The 19,086-nt window shown below is 61.4% G+C and carries 14 protein-coding genes and 1 pseudogene; 4 read left to right on the top strand and 11 right to left on the bottom strand.

Annotated features, from left to right (window positions below; all coding sequences use genetic code 11):
- Positions 1-8: 8 nt before the first annotated feature.
- The gene (locus BM364_RS01185) at positions 9-1,298 is read right to left on the bottom strand and encodes an adenylosuccinate synthase (RefSeq protein ID WP_092419793.1); all 1,290 of its coding nucleotides are present in this window, start codon (positions 1,296-1,298) and stop codon (positions 9-11) included.
- Positions 1,299-1,470: 172 nt separating this feature from the next.
- Between BM364_RS01185 and BM364_RS01180 the strand changes: the two genes are divergently transcribed.
- Positions 1,471-2,418: a DMT family transporter gene (locus BM364_RS01180; protein WP_092419790.1), complete on the top strand. Its 948-nt coding sequence runs from the start codon at positions 1,471-1,473 to the stop codon at positions 2,416-2,418.
- 52 nt (positions 2,419-2,470) lie between these two features.
- Here BM364_RS01180 and serA read toward each other — a convergent pair whose 3' ends face one another.
- From serA to argE, 9 genes and pseudogenes are all read right to left on the bottom strand, one after another.
- Positions 2,471-4,054 carry a phosphoglycerate dehydrogenase gene (gene serA / locus BM364_RS01175; RefSeq protein ID WP_092419788.1) on the bottom strand — a complete coding sequence of 528 codons (1,584 nt, stop codon included), beginning with the start codon at positions 4,052-4,054 and terminating at the stop codon, positions 2,471-2,473.
- Positions 4,055-4,215: 161 nt separating this feature from the next.
- Entirely contained in the window at positions 4,216-5,397 is a 1,182-nt protein-coding gene (locus BM364_RS01170) for a phosphoserine transaminase (RefSeq protein ID WP_092419785.1), read from the bottom strand.
- 381 nt (positions 5,398-5,778) lie between these two features.
- Positions 5,779-6,338, bottom strand: a pseudogene (locus tag BM364_RS01160) (integrase core domain-containing protein); the annotation flags it as partial.
- A 290-nt stretch (positions 6,339-6,628) separates the two neighbouring features.
- Positions 6,629-7,558 (bottom strand): LysR family transcriptional regulator, encoded by a 930-nt coding sequence (locus tag BM364_RS01155; protein WP_092419775.1) that lies wholly within the window; start codon positions 7,556-7,558, stop codon positions 6,629-6,631.
- 119 nt (positions 7,559-7,677) lie between these two features.
- Positions 7,678-8,730 (bottom strand): ABC transporter ATP-binding protein, encoded by a 1,053-nt coding sequence (locus tag BM364_RS01150; protein WP_092419772.1) that lies wholly within the window; start codon positions 8,728-8,730, stop codon positions 7,678-7,680.
- Between the two features lie 19 nt (positions 8,731-8,749).
- Positions 8,750-10,519 (bottom strand): ABC transporter permease subunit, encoded by a 1,770-nt coding sequence (locus BM364_RS01145; RefSeq protein ID WP_092419770.1) that lies wholly within the window; start codon positions 10,517-10,519, stop codon positions 8,750-8,752.
- Positions 10,520-10,581: 62 nt separating this feature from the next.
- The gene (locus tag BM364_RS01140) at positions 10,582-11,649 is read right to left on the bottom strand and encodes an ABC transporter substrate-binding protein (protein ID WP_092419767.1); all 1,068 of its coding nucleotides are present in this window, start codon (positions 11,647-11,649) and stop codon (positions 10,582-10,584) included.
- Between the two features lie 120 nt (positions 11,650-11,769).
- On the bottom strand, positions 11,770-14,145 hold the full coding sequence (locus tag BM364_RS01135; RefSeq protein ID WP_244542731.1) for a glycoside hydrolase family 3 C-terminal domain-containing protein: 2,376 nt from the start codon (positions 14,143-14,145) through the stop codon (positions 11,770-11,772).
- Between the two features lie 276 nt (positions 14,146-14,421).
- The gene (argE, locus tag BM364_RS01130) at positions 14,422-15,579 is read right to left on the bottom strand and encodes an acetylornithine deacetylase (protein WP_092419764.1); all 1,158 of its coding nucleotides are present in this window, start codon (positions 15,577-15,579) and stop codon (positions 14,422-14,424) included.
- A gap of 204 nt (positions 15,580-15,783) precedes the next feature.
- Between argE and BM364_RS01125 the strand changes: the two genes are divergently transcribed.
- The 3 genes from BM364_RS01125 (at position 15,784) to BM364_RS01115 (ending at position 18,361) form a co-directional block, all read left to right on the top strand.
- The gene (locus tag BM364_RS01125; protein WP_092423722.1) at positions 15,784-16,197 is read left to right on the top strand and encodes a RidA family protein; all 414 of its coding nucleotides are present in this window, start codon (positions 15,784-15,786) and stop codon (positions 16,195-16,197) included.
- A 1-nt stretch (position 16,198) separates the two neighbouring features.
- Positions 16,199-16,870, top strand: a complete 672-nt coding sequence (locus tag BM364_RS01120; RefSeq protein ID WP_092419761.1) for a DUF1028 domain-containing protein — start codon at positions 16,199-16,201, stop codon at positions 16,868-16,870.
- A gap of 267 nt (positions 16,871-17,137) precedes the next feature.
- Positions 17,138-18,361: a flavin-containing monooxygenase gene (locus BM364_RS01115; RefSeq protein WP_092419758.1), complete on the top strand. Its 1,224-nt coding sequence runs from the start codon at positions 17,138-17,140 to the stop codon at positions 18,359-18,361.
- A 73-nt stretch (positions 18,362-18,434) separates the two neighbouring features.
- On the opposite strand, the gene BM364_RS01110 is transcribed toward BM364_RS01115, so the two are convergent.
- Entirely contained in the window at positions 18,435-18,647 is a 213-nt protein-coding gene (locus tag BM364_RS01110; RefSeq protein ID WP_092419755.1) for a DUF4287 domain-containing protein, read from the bottom strand.
- Positions 18,648-19,086 lie beyond the last annotated feature (439 nt).

Raw genomic sequence — 19,086 nt, 5'->3', positions numbered from 1 at the left:
AAAATTTATCAGTCTTGAAACGGGTCAACCACAAGGATCGTGTCGGCACGCTCGGGACTGGTGGACAACAGGGCCACAGGTGCTCCGATCAGCTCTTCGATATAGCGCACATATTTGACGGCCTGCGCCGGCAATTCGGCCCAGCTGCGCGCTCCGGCAGTGGTTTCCGACCAGCCCTCGAGGGTCTCATAGATTGGCTTAACGCGCGCTTGTGCCCCCATTGAGGCGGGCAAATAATCAATGCGTGATCCATCAAGCTCATAGCCGACGCAGACCTTGATCTCCTTGAGCCCGTCGAGCACGTCGAGCTTGGTCAAGGCAATGCCGGTAATTCCCGAGGTCTTGACAGTCTGGCGCACGAGAACGGCGTCGAACCAGCCGCAGCGGCGCGGGCGGCCCGTATTGACGCCGACTTCGCGGCCGACCGTTGCGAGGTGATTGCCGATTTCGTCGTCGAGTTCGCAGGGAAATGGCCCCTCGCCGACGCGGGTCGTATAGGCCTTGGTGATACCCAGCACATAACCGATCGCGGTTGGCCCGAGGCCCGAACCGGCGGCAGCCTGGCCGGCGACGGTATTGGAGGAAGTCACAAAGGGATAGGTGCCGTGATCGTTGTCGAGAAGGGCGCCCTGGGCCCCTTCAAAGAGGATCCGCGCGCCTTCGCGGCGCTTGTCGTCCAATACGCGCCAGACCTGGTCCATGAAGGGCAGGATTTCACCCGCGATGGAGGTCAGCTCTTCATAAATCGTGTTGGCTTCAATCTCGGCAAGACCGATGCCGCGGCGCAGCGCGTTGTGATGCGCCAGCAAGCGCTCGATCTTGGGCATGAGCGTATCGGGCTCGGATAGATCGATAAGCCGGATTGCGCGGCGGCCGACCTTGTCTTCATAGGCGGGGCCAATGCCACGGCGGGTGGTGCCGATCTTGAGGCCGGAATTGGCGTCTTCGCGAATGCCATCAAGCTCGCGATGGAGCGACAGGATCAGGGGGGCATTGTCGGCGATACGCAGGATTTCGGGCGTGATCTTGACGCCCTGCCCGCGCAGCTTTTCCATTTCCTGAACGAAATGGTGCGGATCGACCACGACACCGTTGCCGATGACCGAGAGCTTGCCCTGGACGAGGCCCGACGGCAGCAGCGCGAGCTTGTAGCTCACCCCGTCGATCACCAGCGTATGGCCGGCATTGTGACCGCCATGGAAGCGCACGACAACGTCGGCGCGCTCCGAAAGCCAATCCACGATCTTGCCCTTGCCCTCGTCGCCCCACTGCGAGCCGACGACAACCACATTCGCCATAGTCCAGTCTTCCTCAAATCAAAGCGCGCCAAAAGCCGGCGCGAAGAGATCGAGCCGGCGGGTGGCAACACCTACCCCAGTCACGGACCTTAAGTCCTCCGGCCGCCCCTATGGGTTTGATTGCGACCGAATAACTGCTAAGTCCGATTGTCCTTACATCACCCTGACCAAGATGACAAAGCCGCATCCGACCGAAAAGCGCGGCATAACCGCCGGAATTCTGGATCAACCCTATCTTTTACTGGTTCTGGCGCCGCTTTTCTGGGGTGGCAATGTGGTGGCGGCCAAGCTGGTCGTGGGGGAAATCAACCCCTTCCTGCTCCTAGCCTGCCGATGCGTGCTGGCAACGGCGTTCATCCTGCCTTTTTCCTATCCGCATCTGCGCCGGGATTGGCGCGAGGTGCGCCGCACCTGGCCCGTGCTGATGGCGTTCGGCATCGTCGGCTATGCGTTCTTCAACGCCTTTCTTTATATCGGCCTGACCATGACCACAGCGGTCAATTCGGCGATCGAACAGGCTTCGCTACCCATGCTGATTCTGGGTGCGAATTTTTTGTTCTTCAAGGTGCGCGCGACCCCGATCCAGATCGTAGGCGTGCTGCTCGCGATCTTTGGCGTCATCCTGACCGCTACCCATGGCGATCCGTTGCGTCTCATGCGCATGGACGTGAACCTGGGCGACGGTTTCGTCATCCTCGCCTGTCTGGCCTACACCAGCTATACCCTGGCGCTGCGCTTCCGCCCCAAGGTGCACATGTTCTCGTTCATGGCCGTGTCGTTCTTCGGGGCCGCGACCGCCGCCATCGTTATGCTGGCGCTGTTCGGCGGTGGATTGGGGACGGTGTCGAGCCTTGCCGACATGTCTCCCACCGTCTGGATTGTGATCGCCTATGTCGCGATTTTCCCGTCCATGTTCAGCCAGGTCGCTTACGCACGCGGCGTGGAACTGGTCGGCGCCAACCGCGCCGCGCCGAGCCACAACCTCATTCCGGTATTCGGGACGTTGGGCTCGGTCATAATCCTTGGGGAAAGCCTTGAGGCTTATCATTTCATCGCGGCAGCGATCATTGTGTCCGGGATCGTGCTGGCGGAGTGGGCCGCCCGGCGAAAGGCCAAATAAATAACCCCGCCGAGGAGATCGGCGGGGTCGAACGTCTTGTTGATCTGATTGATCAGAACCGAATGGCCTTGGCCTGCTTGACGCCTTCGAGTGCTGCGATTTCCGCCAGCTGTTCGTCGGTCAGCGTACCATCGATGGAAACGAGCGCGATCGCATCGCCGCCGACATCGGCGCGGCCGAGGTTGAAGTTAGCGATATTGATGCCGAGCGTGCCAAGCAATGTGCCGAGGCGTCCGATATGGCCCGGCTTGTCCTCGTTGGTGACATAGAGCATGGACGGGCTGAGTTCGGCTTCCATGTTGATGTCCTTGACCTGGATGATGCGCGACTTGCCATTGGCAAAGATCGTGCCGGCAACGGCCCGGGTCTGGCGCTCGGTGGTGATGGTCAAGCGGATATAGCCTTCATAGGCGCCCTGCTGGTCGCGGGTCGTGGTCTCGACGGTGATCCCGCGATCCTTGGCGATCTGCGGGGCCGAAACCATGTTGATGTCACCAAGCGAAGGCTTGAGCACGCCATTGATTGCGGCTGCAACCATTGGACGGGTATTGAGACCGGCGGGGGTGCCTTCAAACTCGATCTGGATGTCCTTGATGCCGGTTTCGGTCAACTGACCGGCAAATGACCCGAGCGCTTCGGCAAGCTTCACCCACGGCGTGATGATCGGGGCTTCTTCGGCCGAAATCGAGGGGAAGTTCAGCGCATTGGTGATCTCGCCGGTCATCAGGTAAGCCGAAATCTGTTCGGCGACCTGGAGCGCGACGTTTTCCTGGGCCTCGGTGGTCGAAGCGCCAAGGTGCGGCGTGCAGATGACGTTGGGCAGGTCAAAGAGCGGATTGTTTTCCGCCGGCTCGACCAGGAACACGTCGAGGGCAGCGCCCGCGACCTGGCCGGATTTGAGTGCGTTGTAGAGGGCCTCTTCGTCGATCAGGCCACCGCGCGCGCAGTTGATGATGCGAACGCCCTTCTTGGTCTTGGCCAGGGTTTCGGCGTTGAGGATGTTGCGCGTTGCATCGATCAGCGGGGTATGAAGCGTGATGAAATCGGCGCGCGCGAGGAGGTCATCGAGCTCGACCTTTTCGACACCCATGGTCTGGGCGCGTTCCGGCGTTAGGAACGGATCGAAGGCTACGACCTTCATCTTGAGACCAAGCGCACGATCGGCAACGATCGAGCCGATATTACCAGCCCCGATCAGGCCCAGCGTCTTGTTGGTAACCTCGACACCCATGAAGCGGTTCTTTTCCCACTTGCTGGCGCGGGTCGAAGCGTCGGCCTCCGGCAGCTGACGAGCCAGCGCAAACATCATGGCGATGGCATGCTCGGCCGTCGTGATCGAATTGCCAAAGGGCGTGTTCATCACGATGATGCCCTTCTTGGTCGCGGCAGGAATATCGACATTGTCGACACCGATGCCGGCCCGGCCGATGACCTTGAGATTGGTCGCGGCAGCGATGATCTTTTCGGTCACCTTGGAAGCCGAGCGGATGGCAAGGCCATCATACTGGCCAATGGCCTCGAAGAACTTGTCCTTGTCCTTGCCGAGATCGGGCAGGTAGTCGACTTCGACGCCGTTGTCCTTGAAGATCTGAACGGCAGTAGGCGAAAGCTTATCGGAAACGAGAACTTTTGGCATTTTGGGATGGTCCCTGGAATTCGAGTGTATCGTGAGAACCCCCACCTAGCCTCCCCCTGCAAAAGGGGGAGGGATGGCTCCGAGTGCGCTTTGATATTTAAACAAACTCGATCTGCCCTTCCCCCTTCTGGAGGGGGAGGTTTGGTGGGGGTGTTTACGTCTTAAGCAGCAGCCTTGAGCGCGGCTTTTTCCTGGGCGAAGGCCCAGTCGAGCCAGGGCGTCAGCGCGGCAAGATCAGAGGCTTCGACAGTCGAGCCGGCCCAGATGCGCAGGCCCGATGGCGCGTCGCGATAATGGCCGATGTCATAGGCGACGCCTTCCTTGTCGAGGCGCGACACAATCGCCTTGGCAAAGGCCGCTTGCGCATCGGCATCGAGCGCGGCAACGGCCGGATCGGAGATGACGAGGCAGACCGATGTGTTGGACCGCTCGGCTTCGTTCTGGGCGAGGAAATCCACCCAGTCGCTCTTTGCAACCCAATCGGCCAGCACCTTATAATTGGCATCGGCGCGCGCCTGCATGGCGGTCAGCCCACCGATCTCGACACCCCATTGCATGGCATCGACCGCGTCTTCGATGCAGATCATCGAAACGGTATTGATGGTCTCGGCCTTGAAGATGCCCTCGATCAGCTTGCCGCCCTTGGTCAGACGGAAAATCTTGGGCAGCGGACGATCGGGCTTGAAGCTCTCGAGCCGTTCGACTGCACGCGGCGACAGGATCAGAACGCCGTGCGCAGCTTCCCCGCCGAGTGACTTCTGCCAGGAGAAGGTCACAACATCGAGCTTGGCGAAATCGAGGTTTTGCGCAAAGGCGGCCGAGGTCGCATCGCAAATGGTCAGGCCCTGGCGGTCTGCCGGGATCCAGTCCGCATTGGGAACGCGAACGCCCGAGGTGGTGCCATTCCAGGTGAAAACGACGTCGCGACCGAAGTCGACCTGGCTCAGGTCCGGCAATTGGCCATAGGGGGCGTCGAGAACGCGGACGTCGGGGAGCTTGAGCTGCTTTTGCACGTCGGTGACCCAGCCAGCGCCGAACGATTCCCAGGCCAGCATGTCGACCCCGCGGGCGCCGAGCGCGCTCCAGAGAAACATTTCAACCGCTCCGGTATCGGAGGCAGGCACAATGCCGATGCGGTAATCTGCAGGAACTTCGAGGAGTTCGCGGGTCAGGTCGATCGCCTGCTGGATGCGTGCCTTGGCAGGCTTGGCGCGATGCGAGCGGCCGGTGAGAGCGCCGCTGAGCGCTTCGATCGTCCAGCCAGGACGCTTGGCACAAGGGCCCGACGAAAAATTGGGGTTAGCCGGTTTTACCGCCGGTGCGGTTTGGGGCGTATCAGCCATTCTTCAGCGGCCCTCCCAGGCCTATGCGTCTCGCGTTAGGGCGAGATGTCCTGAGGCTGGAAATACTCCCAAGGCGGACGCGCGTCAATGCCGGGCTGGTAGATTGCCGTCGTTGTAGGTCCCACCATTAGCAATTCGGTATCCCACCTTCTTGCCGAAGGCATGCGGAAAGACTGGTCAGGGAGAATCCGACCCTATCTCAACGACGGATTTCGCTGCGTAGCCTCACGACCATTTTTCGGGTGATGCGACGCAAACCCACCGGCACTTGGGTGACCGCTAACTACGAATCTTAAATGATGGGTGTGAAATGGCCACATGATTGTCGACGAAAATATTGTAGTCACTGAGGGCATGATGGATGGGGGGGGCAGAGGTCATCTACACGCTTGAAGGTATGAGCAATATCGGTGGTTTGGTGCCGATGGCGCTGTGGGGCCGGACCTTGTTGTAGTCTCGACGCCATTCCTCCATTTTCTGGCCGGCGTCGGTAAGGCTCAGAAACCAGTGCTGGTTCAACACTCGGCCCGGAACTTGCCCTTGAACGACTCGATATACCCATTGTCGGTGCGCTTACCGGGCCGGGAGAAGTCCAAGATCACATCCCGCTGATAGGCCCAGAGATCGAGGTCGCGGGAGATGAACTCGGCGCCTTTGTCCATCCGGATCATCTTCGGATAGCCCACTTCCCCGCAGACCCGTTCGGGCGCCTGCATGACCTCTTCACCGCGATAGCTGAATCGCGGATCTGTCGCCCGCGCATAGCGGGAGTGGGTATCGACGATGGTTAGGATGCGCAGTTTTCGACCGGTGGCCAGTTTGTCATGCACGAAGTCCATGGCCCAGAGCTGGTTGGAGTGGGTCGCATCAGTTCGGTCCTGCCTAAGTTTGGCCTCCACCCGCCGCTTCGGCGTCTTGTTACGCAGCTGCAACTCCAACTCATTAAGCCTACCCGAACTTTTGGGCGCCTATCGGCAGCCGAAATTCTTCAGGGAAGCTGACTGCGGATGTCGGTTGACGTTCGCAGAAAGCAGAAACGCCGCCGATGAGTTGGCTGGCTCGCATCCATCACGCACCTCGGGGTTGCACAGGAACCGCGGTGTCATAGCCGTGATCACATCAAGCTCCACTCTGGTAGCCAGTGTATACCACCAAGCCGTGTAGCTCTGCGTCCCGTAACTCTCGCAAACTCACGTTAGCAAACTTGTCTGGCAGATATTGTACGGCTGGGTCAGGGCGAGATCGAACTGCGGAACACCGTCTGCTCAACCAGATATCGGCGGGCGTGCTCGATGAATTCGGTCACTGTGTGTGTGCGGTGATCAGAATGTGGCAGGGCAACCCCCATGGCGAGGGGCCGGAGGCCGTCGAGGCGCACGAAACTGAGCGGCTTGCCATCGGGGGACGCGGAGTTGAGTGGCCGCATATTGGCAATGCCGTAGCCAAAGCCGTTGGCGACCATGGACCTCATAACGGCGATATCGCCGGTGCGCTCGGCAATGCGTGGACGAAGCCCCTTCTGGCCGAAGGCCGAAAGGAAATATTCGCGACTATAGGGCAGATCGAGCAGAACCATCTGTTCGTCCACCAGTTCCTCTGGCGTCACCTTGTCGCGACCGGCAAGCACATGGCCCTCGGGCAGCATGACATAGGCCGGCAGCTGCATCAGCGGCTCGAAATCGACATCCTGAGAGAGTTCGAGATCATAGGTCAGCGCCAGGTCGATCTCACCCTGGTGCAGCATGTCGAGCAGTTGACCCTGGTTGATCTCGTGCTGGCGGATACGCACGTCGGGATAGGCATCCTCGAAGCTGCGGCGCAGCGAGGGCATGACGATCTGCGCGAAGGTCAGAAGACAGCCGATCGCCAGCGGCCCACGCACCACATTGGCGATGTCGCCGGCAATGTCGTGCAGGGCATCGGCGTCGGCGAGAAGCTTGGCCGCTTCCTTGAAGAACAATCTGCCCCCGGCCGTCAGTGACAGGCCATGGGAATGGCGGCGCACAAAAAGCTGGATGCCGAATTCGGCCTCGAGCTGGGCGATGGAGGCGGAGATGGAGGGTGGCGAGACATTGACCTGCTCGGCCGCCTTGGCAATGCTGCCGGCCTCGCCGACCGCAACAAAATACTCGAGCTGCCTCAGGGTGAATCGTAGGGGCATCGGTCCAGACCACGCATTGCCCTTTTTGGTGTCTCTCCGACGGCCGTTAGTCAAGTGCTGATCCCGATTGGTCTGGACAAGAAAATCCGCCGGGATGCGTCCCGGCGGACTGGGATGACTTATTTGGTCAGGTAGCGGGCGTGGGCCTGATCCCAGCTGACAGTCACGGCGAGACCGCGCGCCATATCCTCGGACTTGGCCGGGCGGCGCACTATCAGCGACTTGTCGCCGTCAAGCGCGATGGTCACGCGGGTCTCCGAACCGGCATAGGTGCTTTCCACGACCGTACCCTTGAGAGCCCAGCTGGCGGTGCCGTTAAGGATCACATCTTCGGGGCGGATCATGACAGCGCAGGTCTCGGCCGGCGCATCGGCGGAGAGCGGCAGCAGGCCGGCATCGGTCCTGAGCTGGCCGTTTTCTACAGTGCCCGAAAAGATGTTGGAGACGCCGATGAAGTCGGCGACAAAGACTGATTGCGGCGCTTCGTACATTTCCCGCGGCGTACCCACCTGTTCGATCTGGCCGTTGTTCATCAGGCAGATGCGATCGGAAAGCGCCAGGGCTTCTTCCTGATCATGGGTGACAAAGATGATGGTCGCGCCGGTCTCGCGGTGAATGCGCTTGATCTCGTCCTGCATGACTTCGCGCAGCTTGCGGTCGAGCGCGCCGAGCGGTTCGTCCATGAGGATGACGCTGGGACGATAGACGAGGCAACGGGCCAGGGCGACACGTTGCTGCTGACCGCCCGAGAGCGCACGCGGCGAACGGTCGCCGGCATGGGCCAGGCCGACCATGGCCAATGCGTCGTCGACGCGGGTCTTGATCTCGTCGGCCGGCACCTTCCGCATCTGCAGCGGAAAGGCGATGTTCTCGCGCACGGTCAGGTGGGGAAAGAGCGCATAGCTCTGGAACACCACGCCGATGTCGCGCTGATGCACCGGGGCGTCCGTCTGGTCGACACCATCGATGACGAGGTTGCCGGTGGTGACATCGACGAGACCGCTGATCAATTGCAGCAACGTGGTCTTGCCGGAGCCGGACGGCCCGAGCAGGGTCAGCAGTTCGCCGGTCTTGACCTCAAGATCGACAGGCTGCAGCGCCACGGTCTTGTTGTAGGTCTTGCTGAGCCCCCGGATGGAGAGCTTGGTGGTTGGGTTGGACATGTTGGACATCTGATGTTTGCTCTCTCGGTCAGGCGCGCGGGCGCGCCACTTCGGCGAGGACGAAAAGGACGGTGACGACGAGGAGGACGACCAGCGAGGCCGCAGCCAGGGTGGGGCTGACCGACAGGATGACGTCGTCCCACATCTGCTTGGGCAGGGTCTGGCGCAGGCCGCCACCAACGAACATGGCGATGGTCAGCTCGTCGAAGGAATGCAGGAACCCGAAGAGGAAGCCGGCGATGAGACCACCCTGGCACATCGGCAGGGTGATGTGGCGGAGCACCTGGAAGCGGTTGGCCCCAAGAGTGGCAGCCGCCTGATCAAGCCGCCAGTCATGCGCCTTGAAGGTCGTCAGGACGATTATGAACACCACGGGCAGCGACACGACCGTGTGGCCCAAAATGATGCCGATGTCGGTGGCGAGCAGGCCGATATTGGCGAAGAAATAGGCCAGAGACACGGCGATGACGATGTTAGGCACGATCATGGGCAGCATGAAGCCCATGAAGGCGATGCTGCCCAACTTGCCATTGCTGCGCGCCACGCCGTAGCCGCCCAGACCGGCGATGAAGGCTGTGAGCACGGCGCAGGCCAGCGCGATGTAGAAGGAGCGCAACGTGGCGTCGGTCCAGACCGGCGAGGTCAGGTAGGTTTCCATCCAGCGGAACGACAGCCCGCGTGGCGGGAATTCAAGGAAGCTCGACTCCCCGAAGGCCATAGGGATGAAGGCAACCACCGGGATGAGCAGCACCAGAACGGTGATGATGGCGACGGTGGGCAGCAGCCAGCCGAAACGATAGCCGCCGAGAACCTTGGCAAAGGCTTCCGAGATGGCAGTGGCGATCATGGCGATGAGGTTGAGCACCCGGTGGCCGAAGTCGCGTACTGGACCGGAGGAGAGTTTTGCCGAGGCGCCTCCGGTAACCGAGGAAATACCGAAGACGCGATCGTAAAGCAGCACAAAGATCAGCGTCACGGCCAACAGCATGGTGGCAATGGCCCCGGCGAGGCGCCAGTTGAGCATCTGCGTCACCTGCTGGATCAGCAATTGCCCGATCACGGTGTCACGCGGTCCACCCAGCAATTGCGGGGTGATGAAGAAGCCAATGGCGCTGACGAAGACCAGGAGCCCGGCAGCGGTGGCACCCGGCATGGAAAGCGGGAAAAACACACGCCAGAAGGACTGCATCGGCTTGGAGCCGAGCGTGCGCGAGGCCGGCACCAGCGTGCGGTCAACGGCCAGCATGGAGGGCAGCATGGTCATGATGGCCAGCGGCATCATGGTATGGGCAACGGCGAAGATGACGGTGGTGCGCTGATAGAGCAGATCGGCCGGGGCTTCCATGCCCATGGACTGGAGCACGGAATTGGCAATGCCATTGCGGGCCAGCAGCACGATCCAAGAAAAATTCTTGAGAAGAGCGCCGGTCCAGAACGGCAGCAGCACGAACCACATGGCAAAGCGGCGCGGCCGGTTTTCAAGGCGCGACAGCCAATAGGCCACCGGATATCCGAAAACGAGGCAGAGCACGGTCGCCTGGAAGGCGATGGAGAATGTGTTAACGAGGACGTCGATATAGATCTTGGCGCCGAACATCTGCTCATAGATTGAGAGCGAGAAGGCGCCGTCCATACCCTGGAAGCTCAAGCCAATCAGCGACAGGGTCGGGATGGCGAGCAGGACGATGAGGAACAGCCCGCCGGGCGCGGCAAGGGCGATGGAGTCGATGGAGAAACGCCGCTTGTCCCGGGGCGCTGTCGCCTGGCCGGCTGGCAGAGTCGAAGTCGTATTGGACATCGGAATTCCTTGAAAGCAAACCGGGCGCGAAGAGCCGCGCCCGGTCCGGGGAGAGACGCGATTTAGCTCAGCAGCCAGGCTTCGAAACGCTCGGTGACGGCGCTGAGGTTTTCACCCCAATAGGCGTTGTCGAGCGGGCGGAGCTTTTCGATGTGGCCCGGAGCGGTCGGCAGGTTGCCGCGCTTGTCTTCGGGAACGAAGTCATAGCCCTTGAGGTGGGTCGGGGACACGGCGAGAATTTCCGTGTACTTGGCCTGACGTTCCGGATCGAGGGTGAACTCGATGAACCTGCGGGCCATGTCAGCCTTGGGCGAGCCCTTGGGGATGGTCCAGCCGCCGAGGTTGTAGTGACCTTCAACCCAGGAGATCGCGGCCGGAGCACCGTCATCGATGACGGTCTGAGCACGGGTGTTCCAGATGTTGAGCATGTCGACTTCGCCGTTCTGCAGGATCTGGGTGCTCTGAGCACCGGAGGTCCACCACACGGCGATTTCGTTCTTGATCTTGTCGAGGCTGGCGAAGGCGCGGTCGATGTCGAGCGGGTAGAGATCGTCAATGGCAACGCCATCGGCAAGCAGCGCGATTTCCATGGTGGTGATCGGGCTGCGATAAAGGCTGCGACGGCCGGGGAACTGGGTAGTGTTCCAGAAATCGGCCCACGACTCGGGCGCGTTGTCGCCCAGGGTGTCGGCGCGATAGCCCATGGAGATGGCGAACATATAGACGGCGGCGAACTTATCGGTGATCGCACCCTGGACGAAGTCGTCCGAGTTGACGTTGGGCAAGTTCAGCGGCTCGAAATAGTCGCCTTCGCGGTTGAGGCGATCGATATGCTCGGGCGTCATGACGCTGACGTCCATCAGGAAATAGTTGGTGTCGACCAGCATCTGGTACTGCGGCACCGGATCAGGGCTCAGGACGATATTGTTGATGCGGATGCCGGTCTCGGCCTCGAAGGGGTCGTAGAAGGCCAGGCGGAAGGCTTCGGCATAGGGGCCACCGGTGTCGCCGATGGTCAGCGAGTCAGCGGCAAAGGCCTGGCGCGTCAGAATGGCGGGCGCAGCGAGCACCATTGCACCGGCAGCGCCGGACTTCAGCAGCGTGCGGCGGTTCATCTTGAAATTTGTCATCCGTTCCCTCCAAGGAACTTGTTGTGAAGCATTTCTAATCAGTCAGACAAGCGGCCCGCAGGAGGACCGCTTTTCCGGTCTGACGCTGCGCATCGCCAGACCGAAACTTGGGGTGAGCAGTCAGGCCTGGACGCGGGCATCCTCGGCAACGGCCTGCTCGATATCGGCCAGCACACGCTCGATGTCGTCTTCCGAAAACTGGATGCGGAAGCGGCGCTCGAAGGTGGTGAACAAGCCGATGAATGAATTGGTGCAGTGCTCCAGCATGCCCTCGGCTTCACGCTCGCTGACATTGAGCCGCGCTTCGAGGAACTGCCGGAAGACGCGGCGTGCCGGGGGATTGTTCAGCATGAAGATGGGCTGGGTATCACGCAGGATCGGACGGTAACGCCCTTCGGCTGCAACACAATTGGCTTCGGCCGAGAGCGCCAGATCACGCGAGGATGCACCGACCTTGAGCGCGATGGCGCCATTGTCGAGCACCCAGCAGCCAAGGCTGGTGTCATAGACGCGCAGATCGTCGACCGGCACGGTGATAGTAACGCGCTGGCTCTCGCCCGCGGCAAGGGCGACCTTGGCAAAACCCTTGAGCTCGCGCGGCGGCGTCGCATGGCGCTGGCCGGAGCGTTCGACATAAAGCTGCGCCACTTCCTTGCCGGCGCGGGCACCGGTGTTGGTGAGCGTGAAGCTGACCGTCACGCTGTCGCCGGAACGCAGCTCGGTCTTGTCGAGTGCGATGTCGGAATAGGTGAAGTCTGTGTAGCTCAGGCCGAAGCCGAAGGGGAACAGCGGCTCGGTTTCGCGGGCGTCGTAGCCGCGATAGCCGACGAAGATGCCTTCGCCATAGATGTGGCGGCGGTTCTCGCCGGGATAGGAGAGGAAGCCAGGCACGTCACCCAGCTTTCTGGGGAAGGTCACGGTCAGCTTGCCCGACGGATTGACGGCGCCGAACAGCACATCGGCGACACCACCGCCCATGCCCTGCCCCGAAAAGAAGGTTTCGACCACGGCGGCGACATCGTCCAGCCAGGGCATGGTGATGGCATCGGGGTTGGACAGCACGACCACAGTGCGCGGGTTGAGCCTGGCGATCTCCGCGATCAGGCCATCCTGTCCGGGCGCCAGCGAAAGGTTGCGGCGATCCGAGCCTTCACCATCATAGCCCACTTCGGTGGTGCCAAAGATCAGGACGATATCGGCGCTCTTGGCCGCCTCGACGGCCTCGTCTGCCAGGTCGGCGGCGAGAGACAGGTCCTCGCTAAATCCCTGATAGGCGCGGATGTCGAGATTGACGCCCGCGAGCTTGCGGATCTCGGCCAGCGGCGCATCGACCTGGGTGGGCAGCGTCGTGGCGCAGCCGGAACCCTGGATGACGGGTTCCTCGGCGCCACCGCCAATGACGGCAATCTTGAGGCTGGCATTGGGATCGAGCGGCAGAACGCCGTCGTTCTTGAGCAGCACGATGGACTCGCCGGCGATGCGACGCGCCAGGGCGTGGTGGGTCGCACGGTCGAATTTTTCGCCCTTGCGCGAATTGATCAGCGCCTTGCGTACGAGCTCGAGCACGCGACGAACCGAAAGATCAAGGGTTTCGGCCGATACCGTGCCTGCTTCGATGGCTGTGATGAGGTCCTGCTTGCGCTTGCCGCTCTCGGGCATATCGAGATCATTGCCGGCGTTGAGCGAGGCAGGACGATCCTTGATCCCGTGCCAGTCGGAAACAACCAGGCCATCATAGCCCCAGTCATCGCGCAGCACGTCGCCCAGCAGCCACGGGTTTTCCGCAGCCTGAACGCCGTTGAGTACATTGTAGGAGGTCATCACCGTCCAGGGATTAGACTGGCCGATGGCACGCTCGAAACCGCGCAGGTAGATTTCGCGCAGCGCGCGTTCTTCTACCAGGCTGTCCATGCTGGTGCGTTCGATCTCGGAATTGTTGCAGGCAAAATGCTTGAGCGAGGCGCCCACACCCTGCCCCTGCAGGCCATTGATCAGACCGGCAGCGAGGTCGCCGGTCAGCAGCGGATCCTCGGAGTAATATTCATAGGAGCGGCCGCCCAGAGGGGTGCGGCGGATATTGATGCCCGGCCCCAGCAGCAGACCGACGCCAAGCTCCTGGCACTCCTTACCCAGAGCGGCGCCCATTTCATGCATCAAACCGACATCCCACGAACAGGCGACGCTTGAGCCATTGGGGAAGCAGGTGGCGGAATTGATGGCGCCGAAGGCGACCTGAACACCGTTGGCCTTCTGGTTGACCACAGAGAGAAAGGCAGCGAAATCCTGACCACCTGGCTGGTCGCCATCGATCTGGTCGATGGAGTAGCGCACACCATAGGTGCCGTCGGTCATGATGATGGACGGGATGCCCAGGCGCGCGATCTCGGCGGTCTTCCACATGTGGCGGCCAGAAACGAGGGCGACCTTTTCTTCCACGGTCATGGAAGCGATCAGCGTATCAAACTCGCCGGCGATCAGATCGGGATTTGCCTGCATTAAACGTCCTCGTCACTCGGCCCAACGAAGTTCGCACGTTTGCTACGCACAGTTCGAGCCTTGCCTATTTTTCGGTATATCCACGGGCGCCACGAGATGAGAATTAGTGTTTCTCGTTTCGTGAGTTCAGAATTTCCGAACCTAAATTTGGCTCGGACTAAGGCGCGCTTGCCCGCAGCGCCGCCAGGGCCTTTCTAGCATGGCTTGCTGAGGGAGAGCGGGATTTGATGCCGCAGGGCAGCATGGCGCTAAGTCATTCTGGGGGCTGGATTTGGCTTAGAGACCGACTTCCAGCCTGTCGATCAGCCGCGCAAGCATGGCGTCGCAGGCGTTGAGCTGTTCCAGCGCGATGAACTCGTCAGGCTTGTGCCCCTGGTCCATGAAACCTGGACCGCAGATAACCGCGGGCACGCCAAGGAGCGCGTCGAAAAGCCCCGCCTCTGTGCCGAAGGCAACCTTGAAGCTGTCAGCACCAGCATCTGTAATCGAGCGCACCAGCGCCACGATCTCGGCGTGATCGGGCGTATTGAGGCCGGGATAGGCGTTGACCTCTTCGATGGCGATATTGGCTGTGGGAAATTGCCGGCGCAGGGGCGCCACGATGTTTTCCGCGCCCTTTTCAATGCGCGCCAGAATAGCCCGGGAATCATCCTCGGCGAGGTTTCTGATCTCGAAATCGATTTGGCAGCGATCAGGCACGATGTTGAGCGCCTCGCCCCCGCGCATCACGCCGGCATGAATAGTGCTGTAGGGCACGTCATAGTCATGATCCTGCGCGCCCTTTTCGGCAAGATGATCCTGCTCGTGACGCAGCACGTTGATGAAGTCGGCGCCCATATGCAGGGCGTTGAGCGCTTTTGGCGCCAGGGCTGAATGGCCAGCGTGGCCGTGGCAGCTGGCCTGCAAAGCCACCTTGCCCTTGTGGCCCGTCGCGATACGCATGCCTGTGGGCTCGCCGATGATGGCCATGGCCGGCCTGACGGCGCGCGGCGCCAGTATGTCGATCAGGCGGCGCACGCCGACGCAGCCGATTTCCTCGTCATAGGAAAAGGCCAGATGCAGAGGGGACTTGAGATCGCGTCCCGCAGCGGCGCGGGCAGCAGAAATCACGGCCGCAACGAAGCCCTTCATATCGGCTGTGCCGCGGCCGTAGCAGAGGCCATCTTCGATATGGAGCGTGAAAGGATCACGCGACCACGCTTGTCCGGTGACCGGCACGACGTCGGTGTGGCCGGACAACATGACGCCGCCGCGATCCAGGGGGCCGATGGTGGCATAGAGATTGGCCCTCGTGCCATCAACGCTTTCGGCGAGCTCCCAAGTGATGCCTGCGTCGGTGAACAGCTGGCCGACAAAAGAGATCAACTCACGATTGGAGCTGCGGCTGACCGTAGGAAAGGCGATCAGGCGATCTAGAATATCGAGCGTGCGCATGGCGATGGGGCTCCCGGCAATAGGCCCGACCTAGCAGCACGGCACGCGAAAGCGAATTCGCAACTGCCTATGCAAGGCTAAGGTTAGGCGGAGGCTAATTCGGGCTGAGGCAATCCTTGATATGCGCCCCTCTGCACCTCGGCGATAGTGCCGCCGATGTGCATTTGGCGCGGCCTTGGGGCCGGCGCCCTCAAGGACAGTTCCATGGCTCACTACCGCCACCGCAAGTTCAATACCAAAGAGACCTATCCCGAGCAGAACCTCGACAACGACCTCTGTCAGGCCGTGGTCGCCCGTGGCGCCACGATCTTCCTGCGCGGCCAGTGCCCGCAGGAACTCGATGGCGGCAAGAACATCGAGAGCCATGACCCTGTCGAGCAGACCCACAAGGTGATGCAGAACATCAAGCAGCTCGTGGAAGAATGCGGTGGCCAGATGGAGCATGTCTGCAAGGTGGTGGTCTACATCACCGATGTGCGCCACCGCGAAGCCGTTTACCGCACCATGGGCGAATATATCAAAGGCGTTTACCCGGTCTCGACCGGCCTCGTCGTCACCGCCCTGGCCCGCCCTGACTGGCTGGTCGAGATCGACGCCACTGCCGTGATCCCCGAGTAAGATGACCTTCTCCCTGATCGGCCGCTGCGCAAAGACCGGACAATTTGGCATGGTCGTGTCGTCGTCCTCGCCTGCTGTGGCCGCACGATGCGCCCATGTGCGGCCCGGCGTCGGCGCCGTGGCCAGCCAGAACGTCACTGATCCGGCGCTGGGTCCGCTATTGCTCGACGCGCTGGAAAAGGGGTTTTCGGCGACCGAGGCCCTGGCGCTGGTCACGGCCGGCCGCGACCATATCGACTATCGCCAGCTGATGGTGATCGACGTCCAGGGCCGCACCGCGCTGCATTCAGGCCGTCATGTGCTTGGCACCTGGGGAACCGCAGCCGGCAGTAACTGCGCTGCCGGCGGCAATCTCCTCGCCAACGATAGCGTGCCGCAGGCCATGGTCGATAGTTTTGAGCGCAGCGAGGGCGATCTGGCCGAGCGGCTGATGCAGGCGCTGGAGGCCGGACTGGCCGCTGGCGGCGAAGCCGGCCCCGTCTATTCGGCCGGCCTCAAGGTTGCCGACCGCCTGAGCTGGCCCCTGGTCGATCTGCGCCTCGACTGGTGCGAACGGCCGATTGAAGCGCTGCGTGCGGCCTGGGCAGTCTACGCCCCACAGGCCCAGGCCTATGTGCAACGGGCAGAGAATCCGTCCGTGGCCCCCAGTTACGGTGTGCCCGGCGACGAATAAGGCAAGCCGTTCACAGTGCGGCAGGAGCGGAGCCCTACTTCTCCTGCCGTGTCCAGCGCCGCATGACCGCCACCGGGCGGACTGAGAACTTACGACAATTCGCGTAAGTGCATGAACATGCATGGCAATTTCTACATTCCGGTTTAGGGGTAGCCTAATCAGCGCTGCGAGAAATCTTAATTTTCCCGCCCCCCACCCCTCTCCTAAAGCTTCGATGAAATCTGGCGCGCGGCGCCTCACGACCTGTTCTTGGAAAGAAGAATATCGATGTCAGTTGAAACGGTAGATACGCTCGTCGTCGGCGGGGGCCAGGCAGGTCTGGCCATGAGCGAGCATCTGGGCCAGCGCGGCATCAGCCATATCGTGCTCGAAAAGAACCGAATTGCCGAAAGCTGGCGCACGGCCCGCTGGGATAGCCTGGTTGCCAATGGCCCCGCCTGGCATGATCGCTTCCCCAACATGAAGTTCGACGACCTTGAAGACGAGGGTTTTGCGCCCAAGGAGCGCATCGCCGCATATTTCGAAGCCTATGCCAAGCAGATCAACTCCCCGATCCGCTGCGGTGTCGAGGTGAAATCAGTTGAGTCCAAGGCCGACGGCGGCTTCCGGGTCGAAACCTCCGAAGGCGTGATCGAGGCCAAAAATGTCGTGGCCGCCACGGGCCCCTTCCAGCGGCCGATCATCCCTGCAGTCGTGCCGGAAAGCGCCGGTATCCAGCAGATCCACTCCAACCACTATCGCAATCCACAGCAATTGCCTGAGGGGGCGGTGCTGGTTGTGGGTGCCGGTTCGTCCGGCGCGCAGATCGCCGACGAATTGCTGCGCTCGGGCAAGAAGGTTTATCTCGCCGTCGGCCCGCATGAGCGCCCGCCGCGCCGCTACCGCGGCAAGGACTTCTGCTGGTGGTTGGGCGTACTCGGCCACTGGGATGCGCGCACGCGCGAACCGGGCATGGAGCATGTGACCATCTCGGTCAGCGGCGCGCGCGGTGGTCACACCGTCAATTTCCGCGAATTTGCGGCGCGCGGCATGGTGCTCCTGGGCAAGACCGGCGCCTATGAAAACGGCGTGCTCAAGGTTGATGGCGACCTCGTCGACAACCTAGCCAAGGGCGATGCGAACTATCTCTCGGTACTGGACGAAGCCGACGCCTATGTCACGGCCAATGGCCTCGACCTCCCAGAAGAGCCGGAAGCCCGCATCATCGGCGCGGACCCGGACTGCGTCACCAACCCCATCCGCGAATTGGACCTGGCTGAAGCCGGTGTGACCAGCATCGTGTGGGCCACCGGCTATGCGCTCGACTTCAGCTGGCTCAAGCTCGACGCCTTCGACGAGAAGGGCCGTCCCGACCACGACAAGGGCGTCACCAAGGTACCGGGCCTCTATTTCCTGGGTCTTGCCTGGCTCAGCCGCCGCGCCTCCCCATTCATCTGGGGCGTGTGGCATGACGCAGATTATCTGGCAAGCCACATCGCCGACCGCGCATAAGGTTCGAAACATCGAAATCCCGGACCTTTCACAGGTCCGAGGATTTTGCTTTTGCGCTTACGTGGATGGACGTTCAGCGCCTGGCCGCAGCCAGAACGTGAGCAACGATCGCGTTGGCGTGACCATGACCCAAGCCATGATCGTTCTTAAGCATGGCGACCAGCTCCATGTGCTTCGCAGGCATTTTCCGGCGTACCAGCTCCTGCCACTCGGCAATTGGGCGGCCATATTTCTTTTCAATGGATGGGAAGTAAGAGGCTGGTCCCTTGACCGGTTCGTTTACCATGGTGCCGCAATCCCCCTGGACAACCTCGGCCAGTGGTCATCGCCAGCCTCCTCAATCGTGTGAGACATTATGCAGCTTGGCCGCCGCTTTTGAAAGCTTCCAACGTAATGTCTGCCGCTGGTTCGTGGGTGGCGCACTGCGGCTTCGGTGTGGGAGAACGAACCCGCTGGCGCGGGAGGGCATGCGGTGGAACACCGACGAGGAACTGGTCTTCCCGGTTCGATTGAGGATAGCGGGGTTCAGGCGTTCCATTTGGTTCCATCAACTCAGGAGCCCGACGATGACCACAATCCTTCCCAACAACTCTGTCAGCCCGCTGCGCCAGAAGCTGATCTCGGCCTGCAGGCAGTCTCCCGCTGGTCTATGCTGGGATCGGCATCATCCACTCGCTCGGCCACATCTGCCCGCGGAAAGTGCAGCCTCAAAGGACTCTTTATCG

The organism is Devosia crocina (assembly GCF_900116545.1).
GTDB classification, from domain to species: domain Bacteria; phylum Pseudomonadota; class Alphaproteobacteria; order Rhizobiales; family Devosiaceae; genus Devosia; species Devosia crocina.
This window is presented reverse-complemented; position numbering and strand designations above follow the sequence as displayed.